The following is a 12,164-nucleotide window of genomic DNA, read 5'->3' on the forward strand; positions in this document are numbered from 1 at the left end:
CAAGGAATTCGGACCGTCGCACTTGCCTGTGGCGGCGGCGGACGCCAGTTGGGCCCCGTGTCCCTGTCCCTCACCCTGATCCTGCTCGCCGTCTGTCTGGCCGTCACCGTGTTCGCGGGCTGGCGCGGCCAGCGTCCGCCGGACCTGTTGAAGGGAGTGCGGATGGCGCCCTGGCGCTTCCTGATGCTGCTGTTCGGGGCGATCAGCTTCCTGCTGGCGGTGCATGTGGCGGCCCTTCTCGGGCTTACCCACCCGGGCGGTTGATCAAGCGGAGCCTTTAGGAACTTCAACGCCTTAAGGCGGTTCAGTCTCCAACCCCGAACATGAGGAACAGGAGACGACCATGGCCGACGATCTGACCGCCGCCGAGGCGGAAAAGGAATTCTGGAAGCATCTGAAAAGCTCCAACACCGGCATGCTGGGCCTCGACCAGCCCGGCTATCATAACCAGCCCATGACGGGCTTCCGCGAGGAGGAGACCGGGACGATCTGGTTCTTCACCCGTGACGACACCGACTTCGCCCGCGACGTGGCCGTCGGCGGCCAGACGGGCATGTTCACCTATCAGTCGAAGGATCAGCAGGTGTACGCCTGCATCCATGGCGACCTGTCGATCGACCAGAATCGCGAGCGGATCGACAAATACTGGAACCCGGTGCTGGCCGCCTGGTATCCCGAGGGCAAGGATGATCCGCACCTGACCCTGATCCGTTTTGACGGCGACGACGGCCGCGTCTGGGTCTCGAAGAAGGGGCCGGTGGGCTTCATGTTCGAGATCGCCAAGGCCAATCTGACGAAGACGCTTCCCGATGCGGGTGGGGTGGCGGACGTCAATCTGAACTAGGCCAGAACCGGGCTTGCCCTGAAGACGGAAAGGGCGTGGTCTGCCGTCATGGCCACGCCCGCCGATCTTGCCCGCATCGCCCTCGCCCTGCCCGGGGTCGAGGGCGAAGGCATAGGTTTCGGCGTCGGCAAGAAGGGTCTGTGCTGGAGCTATCTGGCGCGGGCGAAGCCGAAGGCGAAACGCGAGGTCGTGCCCGGCGTGGTGGCCATCCGCTGCGATCTCGCCGCCAAGGAGATGCTGATCGAGACGGCGCCCGACCGCTTCTTCGACGACGACCACTATCGCGGCTATCCTGCGGTCCTGGCCCGGCTGGAGATGCTCGAGGCTTCCGAGCTCGAGGGGCTGATCCGGTCGGCCTGGGCGATCCAGGCGCCGAAGTCATTGCACAAGGGCGTCGCATGAGCACCGTGACGGGGCTGGTCCCCATCCTTCTGGTCTCGGACGTGCCGCGATGTGCGGCCTTCTTCACCGACCAGCTCGGCTTCACGACCGACTTCCTGCACGGCCAGCCTGCCTTCTACGGCGCGGTGTCGCGTGACGGCGTGGTGATCCACATGCGTCATGTCGACGATCCGCCCTTCGCGGCGGCCGCGGCAAAGGAGGAACAGCTGATCTGCGCCTCCTTCTCCGTCACCGACGTGAAGGCCCTGTATGAAGAGTTCGCCGCCCGTGGCGTCGCCTTCACCCATCCGCTAACGGTACAGCCCTGGGGCGGGACGGACTTCCACGTCGCCGATCCCGACGGCAACGTGGTCTCCTTCGTCACCTACGGGGTCTAGAAGGCCCCGAAGCACCAGGCCAGAACGGCCTTCTGGGCGTGGATACGGTTCTCGGCCTCGTCCCAGACCAGCGACTTCGGTCCGTCGATGACGGCGTCGGTCACTTCTTCCCCGCGGTGGGCGGGAAGGCAGTGCAGGAAGACGGCGTCCGGATCGGCCAGGTCCATCAGGGCCTCATCGACCGTATAGGCCTCGAAGGCCTGCAGACGGGCTTCATAGTCGCTGTCGCCCATCGAGACCCAGGTGTCGGTGACCACGACGTCGGCGCCCTTGACCGCCTCGCGCGGGTCGGCGGTCAGGGTGACGGCGTTGCCGCCCTTGGCCAGGTCGTGCAGGTCCGGATGGTACTCGGCCGGGCAGGCGACGTTCAGGTGGAAGCCGAACTTGGGCGCCGCATGCATGAAGCTGTGGCAGACGTTGTTGCCGTCCCCGACCCAGGCGATGGTCTTGCCTGCGATCGGTCCCTTCTGCTCCTCGATGGTCTGCAGGTCGGCGAGGATCTGGCAGGGGTGCGACCGGTCGGTCAGGCCGTTGATCACCGGCACGGTCGAGACGCGGGCGAAGCGCTCGACGTCCTCATGGCTGTTGGCGCGGATCATCACCGCATCGACCATGCGCGACAGGACCCGGGCGGTGTCCTCGACCGGTTCGCCGCGGCCCAGCTGCATGTCGGAGGCGGTGGCGATGATCGAGGCGCCGCCCAGCTGGCGGATGGCCGCGTCGAAGCTGAAGCGGGTGCGCGTCGAGTTCTTCTCGAAGATCATCGCCAGGACGCGGTCCTTGCCCGGAGCGTCGGCGTCGGCGCGACCCTGGGGCCAGCCCTTGCGGGCGGCCTTGCGGGCGTGGGCGTCATCGAGGATGGCGCGCAGGTCGGCGGCGTCCAGCCGGTGGATGTCGAGGAAGTGCCGAACCATTTACGCCACCGCCTTCATCTGTTCCCGCGCCGTTTCGCAGGCGCCTTCGAAGCGACGGATGGCCTCGCGGGCCTCGTCGAGCGTCAGGTTGAGCGGCGGCAGTATGCGGCAGCAGTTGTCGCCGCCTCCGGCGACCAGCAGCTGCTGGTCGTCGCGCGCCAGGGCCATGAAGTCGCGGTTGTTCGGGACCAGCTTGACCCCGATCAGCAGACCCTTGCCGCGCACGTCAACGATGACGTCCGGGAAGCGGTCCTGCAGACCGGCCAGCTGCTGCTTCAGATAGGCGGCGATCTCGTTGACGTTCTGGATCAGCTCGGGCTTCACCAGCTCGCCGAAGGCCGCCAGACCCACGGCCATGGCCAGGGGGTTGCCGCCGAAGGTGGTGCCGTGGACGCCCGCGACCATGCCCGAGGCCGCCTTTTCGGTGGCCAGGCAGGCGCCGATCGGGAAGCCGCCGCCCAGAGCCTTGGCGATGGCCATGATGTCCGGGGCGATGCCGGCCCATTCATGGGCCCACAGCTTGCCGGTCCGGCCCATGCCGCACTGGACCTCGTCGAAGATGATCAGGACGCCGTTGTCGTCGGCCATCTGACGCATCCAGCGCAGGTCCTCATCGGGGGTGACGCGGCAGCCGCCCTCGCCCTGGACCGGCTCCAGCACGATGGCGCAGGTGGTCGGGTTGGTGAGCGCCGCTTCCAGCGCCTCGCGGTCGCCCCAGAGTAGCTGGTGGAAACCTTCCATCTTCGGGCCGAAGCCTTCGACATAGGCCGGATTGGCGGCGGCGTTGATCGCGCCGTAGGTCCGGCCGTGGAACGAGCCGTCGAAGCCGTAGATGTCGATCCGCTCAGGGGCGCCGTTGGCCCACTGGTAGCGGCGCGCGGTCTTCAGCGCGCATTCGACAGCCTCGGTGCCCGAGTTGGCGAAGAAAACCCGGTCGGCGAACGAATGTTCGCACAGCATGTCGGCCAGCTGTTCCTGCCCGGGGATCCGGTAGATGTTGGAGACGTGCCAGAGCTTCTCGGCCTGGTCCTTCACCGCCTGGACCAGCACCGGATGGGCATGGCCCAGGGCATTGGTCGAGATGCCGGAGACCATGTCCAGATATTCCGTGCCGTCTGTGGACCACAGACGCGCGCCTCGCCCGCGTTCCACTTCCAGCGGAGCACGATTGTAGACACCCATCAGATGGTTTGTGGACACGGACCTGTACCTCCAAAAGCAGAAAGCCCGCGCGCGGACTGCGGCGGGACTTTTCCGGAGCGGCGTTGTCGGACGGGGGAGGGGGTGTGTCAACACCGCCCTCCCCGGTCACCGGTGTCTGTCGATGCGGTCAGGCCCGCGCGCCGTCCGCCGCGCGCGGCGGCTCGACACCCTTGTCGCCGGACAGGGTCCGGGTCTCGGCGGGTTTCCCGGCCTGATATTCCTCCATGGCCGTTTTCTTGCGGGCGCGCATGGCATCGGCCAGGGCGTCCATGTCGAGGCCGGCCGCGCGGGCCTGGGCGAACATGCCTTCGACGCGCTGCTCCTCTTCCTTGACGTGGTGCTCGATCTCCTCGGACAGCACCTTGACCTTGGCGTCGTAGAAATCGTCCTCCGGACTGCCGGCCTCGATCTCGTTGATCAGCAGCTTGGCGCCGTCGTGCTCGACATAGGCTTCCCTGAGCAGGTCTTCCTCGATCTTGCCCTCGCAGGCCGGATAGAAGATTTCCTCCTCGATGGTGGTGTGCACCTTCAGTTCGAGGCAGGCCTCAAGGGCCAGCTTCTGCTTCTTCGCGGGGCTGGTCGCGGCCTCGAAGGCGGCGAAGATCTCTTCCACCTTGCGGTGGTCGGCCTTCAGCATCGCAATCGCGTCCATCTCTTCATAGGTCTGGGCCATGGCGTTCTTCCTCCTGACAGCGGGGCGTGTCTGGCGGGAAAAGGCATGGGCCGGGCGCGTGTTCCTAAAGCTCAGCTAGGTGCGAGTCGTTAGCGAGAACAACGGCTTGTGGGTGTCCGGCGGCTGACACACCGGGCGCCTTTTCCGCTCATCCGCGTTGAAGGAGCGAGGCAAGGAGACCTTCGGATGATCGACCACATCGGCTTGGCGGTGACCGATATCGCCCGTTCCAGAGCCTTCTATGAGGCCTCTTTGAAACCGCTCGGCTATCGCTTCATCCATGACGCGACCAATGATGTCGGCGGCACAGCCGTGATGTTCGGCGTGGGCGATGAGGTCGACTTCGTCATCGCCGACAGAGAGCGGCCCGGAGAGGGCAATCATGTCGCCTTCCGCGCCGGGACGCGGGCCGAGGTTGATGCCTTTCACGCGGCGGCGCTGGCGGCCGGCGGCAGGGATAACGGCGGGCCGGGGCTGCGTCCCCGGTATGGGGCGACCTACTACGCCGCCTTCGTTCTGGATCCGGACGGGTTCAACGTCGAGGCGGTCTGCCACGCGCCGGACTAGTCGGCTTGCGGTTCAGGCCTGATGCGACGCCGGCGTCAGCAGCGGTTCGATCCAGGCGATCAGAGGGTTGCGCAGCCAGACAACCGCGCGGCGGGCGTGGCGCAGGGCTGACGTCTCCGTCGGCGCATGGCCTGAGCGCAACTGGTCGCCGTCCTCGTCGAAGATGACCCACAGCCAGTCCGTCCGGCCGCCGTGCACTTCGATCTCATAGCCGTGATGGCCGATACGCATCGTTTCCCCAAATCCCGTCATGGCCCGTTTCGGGCTCGTCCCCGCCGCTTCAGCAGGGTCTGTGCCAATCACCGATACGCGAGACCGATGAGAAAACGGCTAACGCGAACCGTGTTTGCGCCCGACCGTCTTCGTATGCCCCGTGTTCCGTGCTCGTGTTCCGTGCTCGTGTCCGTGCTCTGGGGGCGATCACGAATGCAGGACTACCCTTCGGCCATGCGCCTTCTTACTTGACGTTGACGTAAACGTAGGGTTCATGGCGCCAACGCTTCGAACCGTCCTTATTGGAGACTGACTCCCATGGCTGACGCCTATATCTATGACGCGGTGCGCACCCCGCGCGGCAAGGGCAAGAAGGACGGATCCCTGCACGAGATCACGGGTCTGGACCTGGCGACCCAGGTGCTGCAGGCCCTGCGCGACCGCAACGATCTGGACACCTCGAAAGTCGACGACGTCATCCTCGGCTGCGTGACCCCGGTGGGCGAACAGGGCGCCGATATCGCCCGCACCGCCGTGCTCAACGCCGGCTGGTCGCAGTACACCGCCGGCGTCCAGATCAACCGCTTCTGCGCCTCGGGTCTGGAAGCCGTGAACATGGCCACGGCCAAGGTGAAGTCCGGCGAGGCCGACTTCGCCGTCGGCGGCGGCGTCGAGGCCATGAGCCGCGTGCCGATGGGCTCGGACGGCGGCGCCTGGCCGGTCGACCCCACCTCGGCCTTCAACACCTATTTCGTGCCCCAGGGCGTCTCGGCCGACATGATCGCCTCCAAGTACGGCTTCAGCCGCGACGACGTGGACGCCTATTCGGTCGAGAGCCACAAGCGCGCCGCCAAGGCCTGGGCCGAGGGCCGGTTCGCGAAGTCGGTCGTGCCGGTCAAGGACCAGCTGGGTCTGGTCCGTCTGGACCATGACGAGACCATCCGTCCGAACTCGGACATGCAGACCATGGGCGCGCTGAACCCGTCCTTCACGATGATGGGCGAGATGGCGTTCGACGCCGTGATCAACCAGCGCTACCCCGAGGTCGAGCGGGTCAACCACGTCCACACCCCCGGCAACTCCTCGGGCATCGTCGACGGTTCGGCCGGCGTCCTGATCGGCACCCTGGAAGCCGGCAAGGCCCTCGGCCTGAAGCCGCGCGCGAAGATCCTCGGCGGCGCCTCGATCGGTTCGGAGCCCTCGATCATGCTGACGGGCCCGGAGTATGTGACCCGCAAGCTCCTCGGCAAGCTGGGCATGACCCCCGACGACATCGACCTGTGGGAGCTGAACGAGGCCTTCGCCGCCGTCGTCCTGCGCTACATGCAGGCCCTGAACATTGACCACGCCAAGATGAACGTGAACGGCGGCGGGATCTCGATGGGCCACCCGCTCGGCGCCACCGGCGCCATGATCACCGGCATCGCCCTGGACGAGCTGGAGCGCTCGAACAAGTCGACCGCCCTGGTCACCCTGTGCATCGGCGGCGGAATGGGCACCGCCACCGTCATCGAACGCGTCTGATCCCGGAGAGCATGACCATGAAAACCTTCGAGAACTTCAAGATCGACGTGGACGCCGACGGCATCGCCGTCATCGCCTTCGACGTGCCGAACAAGTCGATGAACACCCTGACCTCCAGCGTCATGAACGAGCTGCCGCAGCTGGCCGAGCTCATCAAGACCGACGAGACCATCAAGGGCGCGGTGATCACCTCGGGCAAGGCCTCGGGCTTCTGCGCCGGCGCCGACCTCGGCGACATGGCCGGCGGCATGATCGGCGGCGCCTCGCTGCAGGACGCCTTCGATGCGGGCTGGAAGATGAACGGCGCCCTGCGCGCCATCGAGACCTGCGGCAAGCCCGTCGCGGCGGCCATCAACGGTCTGGCGCTGGGCGGCGGTCTGGAACTGACCCTGGCCTGCCATTACCGCGTCGCCGGCGACAATCCGAAGATCCAGCTCGGCCTGCCCGAGATCAAGGTCGGCCTGTTCCCGGGCGGCGGCGGCACCCAGCGCCTGCCGCGCCTGATCGGCGTCCAGGCGGCGATGATGGCCATGACCGAGGGCAAGTCCTTCCGTCCGAACGACGCCAAGGGCGCCGGCATCATCCATGAGGTCGTCGCGGCCGGTTCCGAGGTCGAGGCCGCCAAGGCCTGGATCAAGGGCGGCGGCAAGGCTGTCGCGCCGTGGGACGACAAGGGCTTCAAACAGCCCGGTGGCGGCCCCTACCACCCGGCGGGCATCCAGAACTTCCTGGTCGGCAACGCCATGATCAAGAAGCAGACCTACGGCAACTACCCCGCCGCCCTGAACCTGATGAAGGCCGTCTATGAAGGCATTCAGGTGCCGATCGACGCCGCCCTGCGCATCGAGACCCGCTACTTCATCAAGACCCTGATGACGCCGCAGGCCCAGGCCATGATCCGCTCGCTGTTCCTGTCCAAGCAGGAGCTGGACAAGGGCGCCGTGCGCCCGGCGGGCGTGCCGAAGTCCGATCCGAAGAAGGTCACTGTCATCGGCGCCGGCATGATGGGCGCGGGCATCGCCTATGTTCAGGCCATGGCCGGCATCGAGACCATCCTGATCGACCAGACCCAGGAAGCCGCCGACAAGGGCAAGGCCCATGTTGAGGAGCTGCTGAAGAAGCGCCTGTCGCGCGGTCAGCTGACGCAGGAGAAGTTTGACGCCCTGCTCGGTTCGGTCACCGCGACCACCGACTACGACCTGATCAAGGGTTCGGACCTGGTCGTTGAGGCCGTGTTCGAAAACCGCGAGATCAAGGCCGATGTGACGAAGCGCGCCGAGGCCCAGCTGGCCGAGGGCGCCATCTTCGGCTCCAACACCTCGACCCTGCCGATCACCGGTCTGGCGGAAGCTTCGGTTCGCCCCGAGGACTTCATCGGCATCCACTTCTTCTCGCCCGTCGACAAGATGATGCTGGTCGAGATCATCCTCGGCGAGAAGACGGGTGAGGCGGCCATCGCCAAGACCCTCGACTACGTCCTGAAGATCAAGAAGACCCCGATCGTCGTCAACGACAGCCGCGGCTTCTACACCTCGCGCTGCTTCTCCACCTTCCTGATGGAAGGCATGGCGATGCTGGAAGAGGGCTGGGCGCCGGCCCTGATCGACAACGTCGGCCGCATGACCGGCATGCCGCGCGGTCCGCTGGAGATGCACGACGACGTCGCGCTGGACCTCTCCTACAAGATCGCCAAGCAGACGGCTCTGGACCTGGGCGACAAATACGTCCCGGCCGAGGGCGCTGACATCGTGGCGAAGATGGTCGAGGGCGGTCGCTTCGGCCGCAAGAACGGCATGGGCTTCTACGACTACGCCACCAAGCCCAAGACCCTGTGGGCGGGCCTCGCCGAACTGGCGCCGGTCACCAAGTCCATCGAGGGCCCGGAAGAGCCCGGCGCCTTCGGTCAGATCGACGAGCTGAAGACCCGCCTGCTGTACCGTCAGGCCGTCGAAGTCGCCCGTTGCTGGGAAGAGGGCGTCATCGACGACCCGCGCGAGGCCGACCTCGGCGCCATCCTGGGATGGGGCTTCGCGCCCTGGACCGGCGGCCCGATCACCATGATCGACCAGACCGGTCTGGAGAAATTCGTGGAAACGGCCGACCGTCTGGCCGCGACCTACGGCGACCGCTTCAAGGTCCCGCAGCTGCTGCGCGACATGGCCGCCAAGGGCGAGACCTTCTACGGAAACTTCGCCGGTTCCCAGAAGGCCGCCGCGTAAGCGATCCGGACGACGGAATGCAGAACGGCCCCGGGAGCGATCCCGGGGCCGTTTCTGTTTGCGCTGAAATTATGAACGGCGGCCCCGTCCCCCGACGAAGCCGCCGCCCGTTCGATCGGCGTGAGCCGATCGTCAATCAAGCGGTCTTCCGGTCCCGTCCCCCGACGTTTCCGGTCGCTTGACCGATGCCTGTGCGACGAATTCAGGGGTTCTCCCGGAACGTGTCCGGCTCAACCCATCCGTGCGTCGGATGCATGCATGCGCTTCATCGCGTGAAGACAGTCTAAACGTAAAGCGGGTGAGCGTTCACAACCGCGCATTGTCTCAAGATTGGGACGAATTTCACGTGTGATTCCAGTCGGAAAGATAGTTTCCAATCCGCGGCGCCACCGCAGATGGCTGCGACCTGCGGATGGCCTCAGATGATGTCCAGCGGTTGCGCCGTCGTCGGCGGCGGGAAGGCGCGGTCCAGCACCGCCAGATCCTCGGCGTCCAGTTCGATTTCCAGCGCCTCGGCATTGGCCTCGACATGGGCGACGGTGGAGGCCTTGGGGATGGCGATGATCCCGTCCTGCCGCAGGATGGCGGCCAGGGCGATCTGGGCGGTGGAGACGTCGTGGCGATCGGCGATCTCGATCAGGGCCGGATGCTCCAGCAAGCCCCCCTTTCCGCCACGCCCCAGCGGCGAATAGGCCATCAGCGGCATGTTCCGCTCCTGCGCCCAGGGCAGAAGATCGAACTCGATGCCGCGCGAACCCAGGTGATAGAGCACCTGATCGGTCTGGCAGCCGACGCCGCCGTCCAGCGCCTCCATCCGGTCCATGGTCCTGAGGTCGAGGTTGGACACGCCCCAGCGGGCGATCATCCCCTCGTCGATCAGCTCCTCGAAGCCGGCGATGATCTCGTCCATCGGGAAGCGGCTTTCCCAGTGCAGAAGATAGAGATCCAGCCGGTCCACGCCGAGGCGCTCAAGGCTCTTTTCGCAGGCCAGCATCATCGACATCTCGCCGGCGTTTTCGGGCCGGACCTTGGAGACCAGAAAGACCTCCTCGCGCCGCCCCTTGATGACCTCCCCGACCAGCCGTTCGGACTTGCCGTGGCCATAGAGTTCGGCGGTGTCGATCAGGGTCAGGCCCAGATCCAGCCCGCGCGACAGGGCCGCCTGTTCGGCGTCGGCGGTCTTCGGGTCGTCGCCGATCTCCCATGTGCCTTGGCCGAGCACGGGGAGCAGGGTACCGTCTGGAAGCGAGGTCATGCGGGTCATGACCGCAAAATGCATGAAGCGGCGTTCGGCGCCAGCGGCATCGGGGAGAAGGCGGTTGATCCAGAGTATCCGGTGGACGCACGCGCCTGTCGCGTTGCTCGCTATCCTGCTCGGAATGGCGGCCGCTGGAACGGCCGTGGCGCAATCCGTCGCCTCCGCGGGATTGCCGGTGACCCAGGACGCCGCCGAAACGATGCCGACCGAGGCCCTTGCCCGGCTCCTGTTCGGCGCTGTCCCCGAGGCGGTGATCAGCGCTCGTCCCGTCTACAATGGTGGGCTTGACCACGCCTTCGGCGCGACCTTCCTGCTTCGGGGGCAGCCTGCGGCGGACGGCGCCATGGTCCGCTTTGAAGGATTGTGCAGCCTGCGGGAGGTGACGGTTTCGCTCGACGCCCATGAAAATCTGGACCGGGTCGACGACGTCGAGACCCGGACCGTCTATGCGGTGCTGGGCGCGCCCTCGATAATTCAGGAGCCGGATTACTTCGACGCCGGGGCCCAGGCCGACGGCCAGCGGAAGGATCAGGCTCGCCGCGAGGCCTGCGGGGCTTTCCGGGAAGTCGAAAAGGTCGTGTCGGCGCCGAGTGCGCTTGTGGTGACGGCGGGGGTTCAAACCCTCCACGCCCTGCCGGATCTGCTAAACCGGCGCGTTCGCGGCATCGATTGTGATCGGGGAGGTACCGGCCAGACCTGCGCGCCCGACCTTGTCGACCGATTGAAGGCCGCTCGCCTCGCCAGCGTGACGGAATGCGAGGACCCGGAGTTCATGGAAGGACTGCGGGTCCCGCGCGGCCACAGCTGTTTTGTGATCACCCTGATTATCGCGACCAGTCCCGGCGAGGAGCAGAGCTTCAATATCGCGGCGGCGGGACCCTGGGACACGATGTCGGCCTTCGTTCCGACCCGCGCGATCATCTCGGAACGCACCGGCATCATCGATTGAGGGAGCGCATGCAGACCCGGATCATCAGGACCGACGGCCTGAACCAGCAGATCCTCGAGGCCGGGGAGGGGCCTTTGGTGCTGCTGATCCACGGCTTCCCCGAACTCGGCGTTAGCTGGCGAGCGCAGGTTCAGGCGCTTGCCGAGGCCGGTTATCACGCCGTGGCGCCCGACATGCGCGGCTATGGCGGGACCGACAAGCCGGAGCGCCGCGAGGACTATTCTATCCTGAAGCTGGTCGGGGACATGGTCGATCTGGTGCGGGCGCTCGGAGAGACCTCCTGCGTCGTCGTCGGCCACGACTGGGGCGCGCCGGTCGCCTGGCACTGCGCCCTGTTGCGGCCCGACATCTTCAAGGCGGTGGCCGGGCTGTCGGTGCCCTTCCAGCCGCGCATCCCCAAAGGGGCGCCGACGCCGATGATGGCGGCCCTGGCGAAGCGGGCCGGGCTCGGTGACCTCTACATCAGCCGCTTCCAGCCCGACGACGCCCATGCCGACTTCGACGCCGATCCGGGGGCGTCGCTGCGCAAGATGTTCTGGTCCTATGACGGCGCCACTCCCGACGACGGCCTGTCGACCGGCTTCCTGCCGGAGGGCGTCTCCCTGCTGGAAAGCATCGACGACGCGGCGACCCTGCCGCCCTGGCTCAGCGAGGCCCATTTCGCCGAATATGTGGAGGCCTTCTCCGCGGGCGGCTTCCGCGGCCCCATCGACTGGTATCGCTGCATCGACCTGAACTGGAGCCTGACCGCCTTCGTGCAGGACAAGACCATCGACCAGCCGTCTCTCTTCCTGGTCGGTGAGCGAGATCCGGTGCGTCGCTACGCGGGCCAGCACGAGGCCGGGCTGTCGAAATGGCTGACAGACCTGCGCGGCCAGACCGTTCTGCCGGGCGCCGGTCACTGGCTTCAGCAGGAACGGCCAGAGGAGATCAATGCGGCCTTGCTGGGCTTCCTGAGGGAGCTGTGAGGCCGATCCGCGCCAACACCGCCATTTCGCGCTGTCGTGGATATGTTATCGTT

At 66.4% G+C, this 12,164-nt stretch carries 14 protein-coding genes; 9 read left to right on the forward strand and 5 right to left on the reverse strand.

The window, feature by feature from the left end; genetic code table 11:
* Window positions 1–57: 57 nt before the first annotated feature.
* From AC1ROD_RS02515 to AC1ROD_RS02530, 4 genes are all read left to right on the forward strand, one after another.
* Window positions 58–264 (forward strand): hypothetical protein, encoded by a 207-nt coding sequence (locus AC1ROD_RS02515; protein ID WP_492946681.1) that lies wholly within the window; start codon window positions 58–60, stop codon window positions 262–264.
* Between the two features lie 79 nt (window positions 265–343).
* The gene (locus tag AC1ROD_RS02520) at window positions 344–844 is read left to right on the forward strand and encodes a pyridoxamine 5'-phosphate oxidase family protein (RefSeq protein WP_492946682.1); all 501 of its coding nucleotides are present in this window, start codon (window positions 344–346) and stop codon (window positions 842–844) included.
* A gap of 48 nt (window positions 845–892) precedes the next feature.
* Entirely contained in the window at window positions 893–1,246 is a 354-nt protein-coding gene (locus AC1ROD_RS02525; RefSeq protein ID WP_492946683.1) for an MmcQ/YjbR family DNA-binding protein, read from the forward strand.
* Window positions 1,243–1,623: a glyoxalase superfamily protein gene (locus AC1ROD_RS02530; protein WP_492946684.1), complete on the forward strand. Its 381-nt coding sequence runs from the start codon at window positions 1,243–1,245 to the stop codon at window positions 1,621–1,623. The genes AC1ROD_RS02525 and AC1ROD_RS02530 overlap by 4 nt, the downstream gene beginning before the upstream one ends.
* Here the strand turns inward: AC1ROD_RS02530 and argF are convergent.
* The 3 genes from argF to AC1ROD_RS02545 form a co-directional block, all read right to left on the reverse strand.
* Window positions 1,620–2,537 (reverse strand): ornithine carbamoyltransferase, encoded by a 918-nt coding sequence (gene argF, locus AC1ROD_RS02535; protein WP_492946685.1) that lies wholly within the window; start codon window positions 2,535–2,537, stop codon window positions 1,620–1,622. The two genes, AC1ROD_RS02530 and argF, sit on opposite strands and share 4 nt — an antisense overlap.
* The gene (locus tag AC1ROD_RS02540; RefSeq protein WP_492946686.1) at window positions 2,538–3,737 is read right to left on the reverse strand and encodes an aspartate aminotransferase family protein; all 1,200 of its coding nucleotides are present in this window, start codon (window positions 3,735–3,737) and stop codon (window positions 2,538–2,540) included.
* 130 nt (window positions 3,738–3,867) lie between these two features.
* The gene (locus AC1ROD_RS02545) at window positions 3,868–4,413 is read right to left on the reverse strand and encodes a hemerythrin domain-containing protein (RefSeq protein ID WP_492946687.1); all 546 of its coding nucleotides are present in this window, start codon (window positions 4,411–4,413) and stop codon (window positions 3,868–3,870) included.
* A 186-nt stretch (window positions 4,414–4,599) separates the two neighbouring features.
* On the opposite strand from AC1ROD_RS02545, the gene AC1ROD_RS02550 reads away from it, so the two are divergent.
* Window positions 4,600–4,980, forward strand: coding sequence for a VOC family protein (locus AC1ROD_RS02550; RefSeq protein WP_492946688.1), 381 nt, complete (start codon window positions 4,600–4,602; stop codon window positions 4,978–4,980).
* A gap of 12 nt (window positions 4,981–4,992) precedes the next feature.
* On the opposite strand, the gene AC1ROD_RS02555 is transcribed toward AC1ROD_RS02550, so the two are convergent.
* Window positions 4,993–5,211, reverse strand: a complete 219-nt coding sequence (locus AC1ROD_RS02555) for a hypothetical protein (RefSeq protein WP_492946689.1) — start codon at window positions 5,209–5,211, stop codon at window positions 4,993–4,995.
* Between the two features lie 300 nt (window positions 5,212–5,511).
* Between AC1ROD_RS02555 and AC1ROD_RS02560 the strand changes: the two genes are divergently transcribed.
* Together AC1ROD_RS02560 and AC1ROD_RS02565 are read left to right on the forward strand one after the other, a co-directional pair.
* On the forward strand, window positions 5,512–6,717 hold the full coding sequence (locus tag AC1ROD_RS02560; protein ID WP_492034107.1) for an acetyl-CoA C-acetyltransferase: 1,206 nt from the start codon (window positions 5,512–5,514) through the stop codon (window positions 6,715–6,717).
* A gap of 11 nt (window positions 6,718–6,728) precedes the next feature.
* A complete protein-coding gene (locus tag AC1ROD_RS02565; RefSeq protein WP_492946690.1) occupies window positions 6,729–8,936 on the forward strand; it encodes a 3-hydroxyacyl-CoA dehydrogenase NAD-binding domain-containing protein in 2,208 nt (735 codons plus the stop codon).
* Between the two features lie 418 nt (window positions 8,937–9,354).
* Here the strand turns inward: AC1ROD_RS02565 and AC1ROD_RS02570 are convergent, their stop codons facing one another.
* Window positions 9,355–10,191 carry an aldo/keto reductase gene (locus AC1ROD_RS02570; RefSeq protein ID WP_492946691.1) on the reverse strand — a complete coding sequence of 279 codons (837 nt, stop codon included), beginning with the start codon at window positions 10,189–10,191 and terminating at the stop codon, window positions 9,355–9,357.
* Between AC1ROD_RS02570 and AC1ROD_RS02575 the strand changes: the two genes are divergently transcribed.
* Entirely contained in the window at window positions 10,190–11,143 is a 954-nt protein-coding gene (locus AC1ROD_RS02575) for a hypothetical protein (protein WP_492946692.1), read from the forward strand. The genes AC1ROD_RS02570 and AC1ROD_RS02575 overlap by 2 nt on opposite strands.
* Before the next feature lie 8 nt (window positions 11,144–11,151).
* Entirely contained in the window at window positions 11,152–12,111 is a 960-nt protein-coding gene (locus AC1ROD_RS02580; RefSeq protein WP_492946693.1) for an alpha/beta fold hydrolase, read from the forward strand.
* Window positions 12,112–12,164: the final 53 nt, after the last annotated feature.

The sequence above is a fragment of the Brevundimonas sp. GW821-FHT12E07 genome, from assembly GCF_058807035.1.

What these genes read in the sequence shown, in the direction of transcription:
- AC1ROD_RS02520 (WP_492946682.1), top strand. Translation starts at nt 344, where the DNA reads ATGGCCGACGATCTGACCGCCGCCGAGGCGGAAAAGGAATTCTGGAAG.
- AC1ROD_RS02525 (WP_492946683.1), top strand. Translation starts at nt 893, where the DNA reads ATGGCCACGCCCGCCGATCTTGCCCGCATCGCCCTCGCCCTGCCCGGG.
- AC1ROD_RS02530 (WP_492946684.1), top strand. Translation starts at nt 1,243, where the DNA reads ATGAGCACCGTGACGGGGCTGGTCCCCATCCTTCTGGTCTCGGACGTG.
- argF (WP_492946685.1), bottom strand. Translation starts at nt 2,537, where the DNA reads ATGGTTCGGCACTTCCTCGACATCCACCGGCTGGACGCCGCCGACCTG.
- AC1ROD_RS02545 (WP_492946687.1), bottom strand. Translation starts at nt 4,413, where the DNA reads ATGGCCCAGACCTATGAAGAGATGGACGCGATTGCGATGCTGAAGGCC.
- AC1ROD_RS02550 (WP_492946688.1), top strand. Translation starts at nt 4,600, where the DNA reads ATGATCGACCACATCGGCTTGGCGGTGACCGATATCGCCCGTTCCAGA.
- AC1ROD_RS02555 (WP_492946689.1), bottom strand. Translation starts at nt 5,211, where the DNA reads ATGCGTATCGGCCATCACGGCTATGAGATCGAAGTGCACGGCGGCCGG.
- AC1ROD_RS02560 (WP_492034107.1), top strand. Translation starts at nt 5,512, where the DNA reads ATGGCTGACGCCTATATCTATGACGCGGTGCGCACCCCGCGCGGCAAG.
- AC1ROD_RS02565 (WP_492946690.1), top strand. Translation starts at nt 6,729, where the DNA reads ATGACCATGAAAACCTTCGAGAACTTCAAGATCGACGTGGACGCCGAC.
- AC1ROD_RS02575 (WP_492946692.1), top strand. Translation starts at nt 10,190, where the DNA reads ATGCGGGTCATGACCGCAAAATGCATGAAGCGGCGTTCGGCGCCAGCG.
- AC1ROD_RS02570 (WP_492946691.1), bottom strand. Translation starts at nt 10,191, where the DNA reads ATGACCTCGCTTCCAGACGGTACCCTGCTCCCCGTGCTCGGCCAAGGC.
- AC1ROD_RS02580 (WP_492946693.1), top strand. Translation starts at nt 11,152, where the DNA reads ATGCAGACCCGGATCATCAGGACCGACGGCCTGAACCAGCAGATCCTC.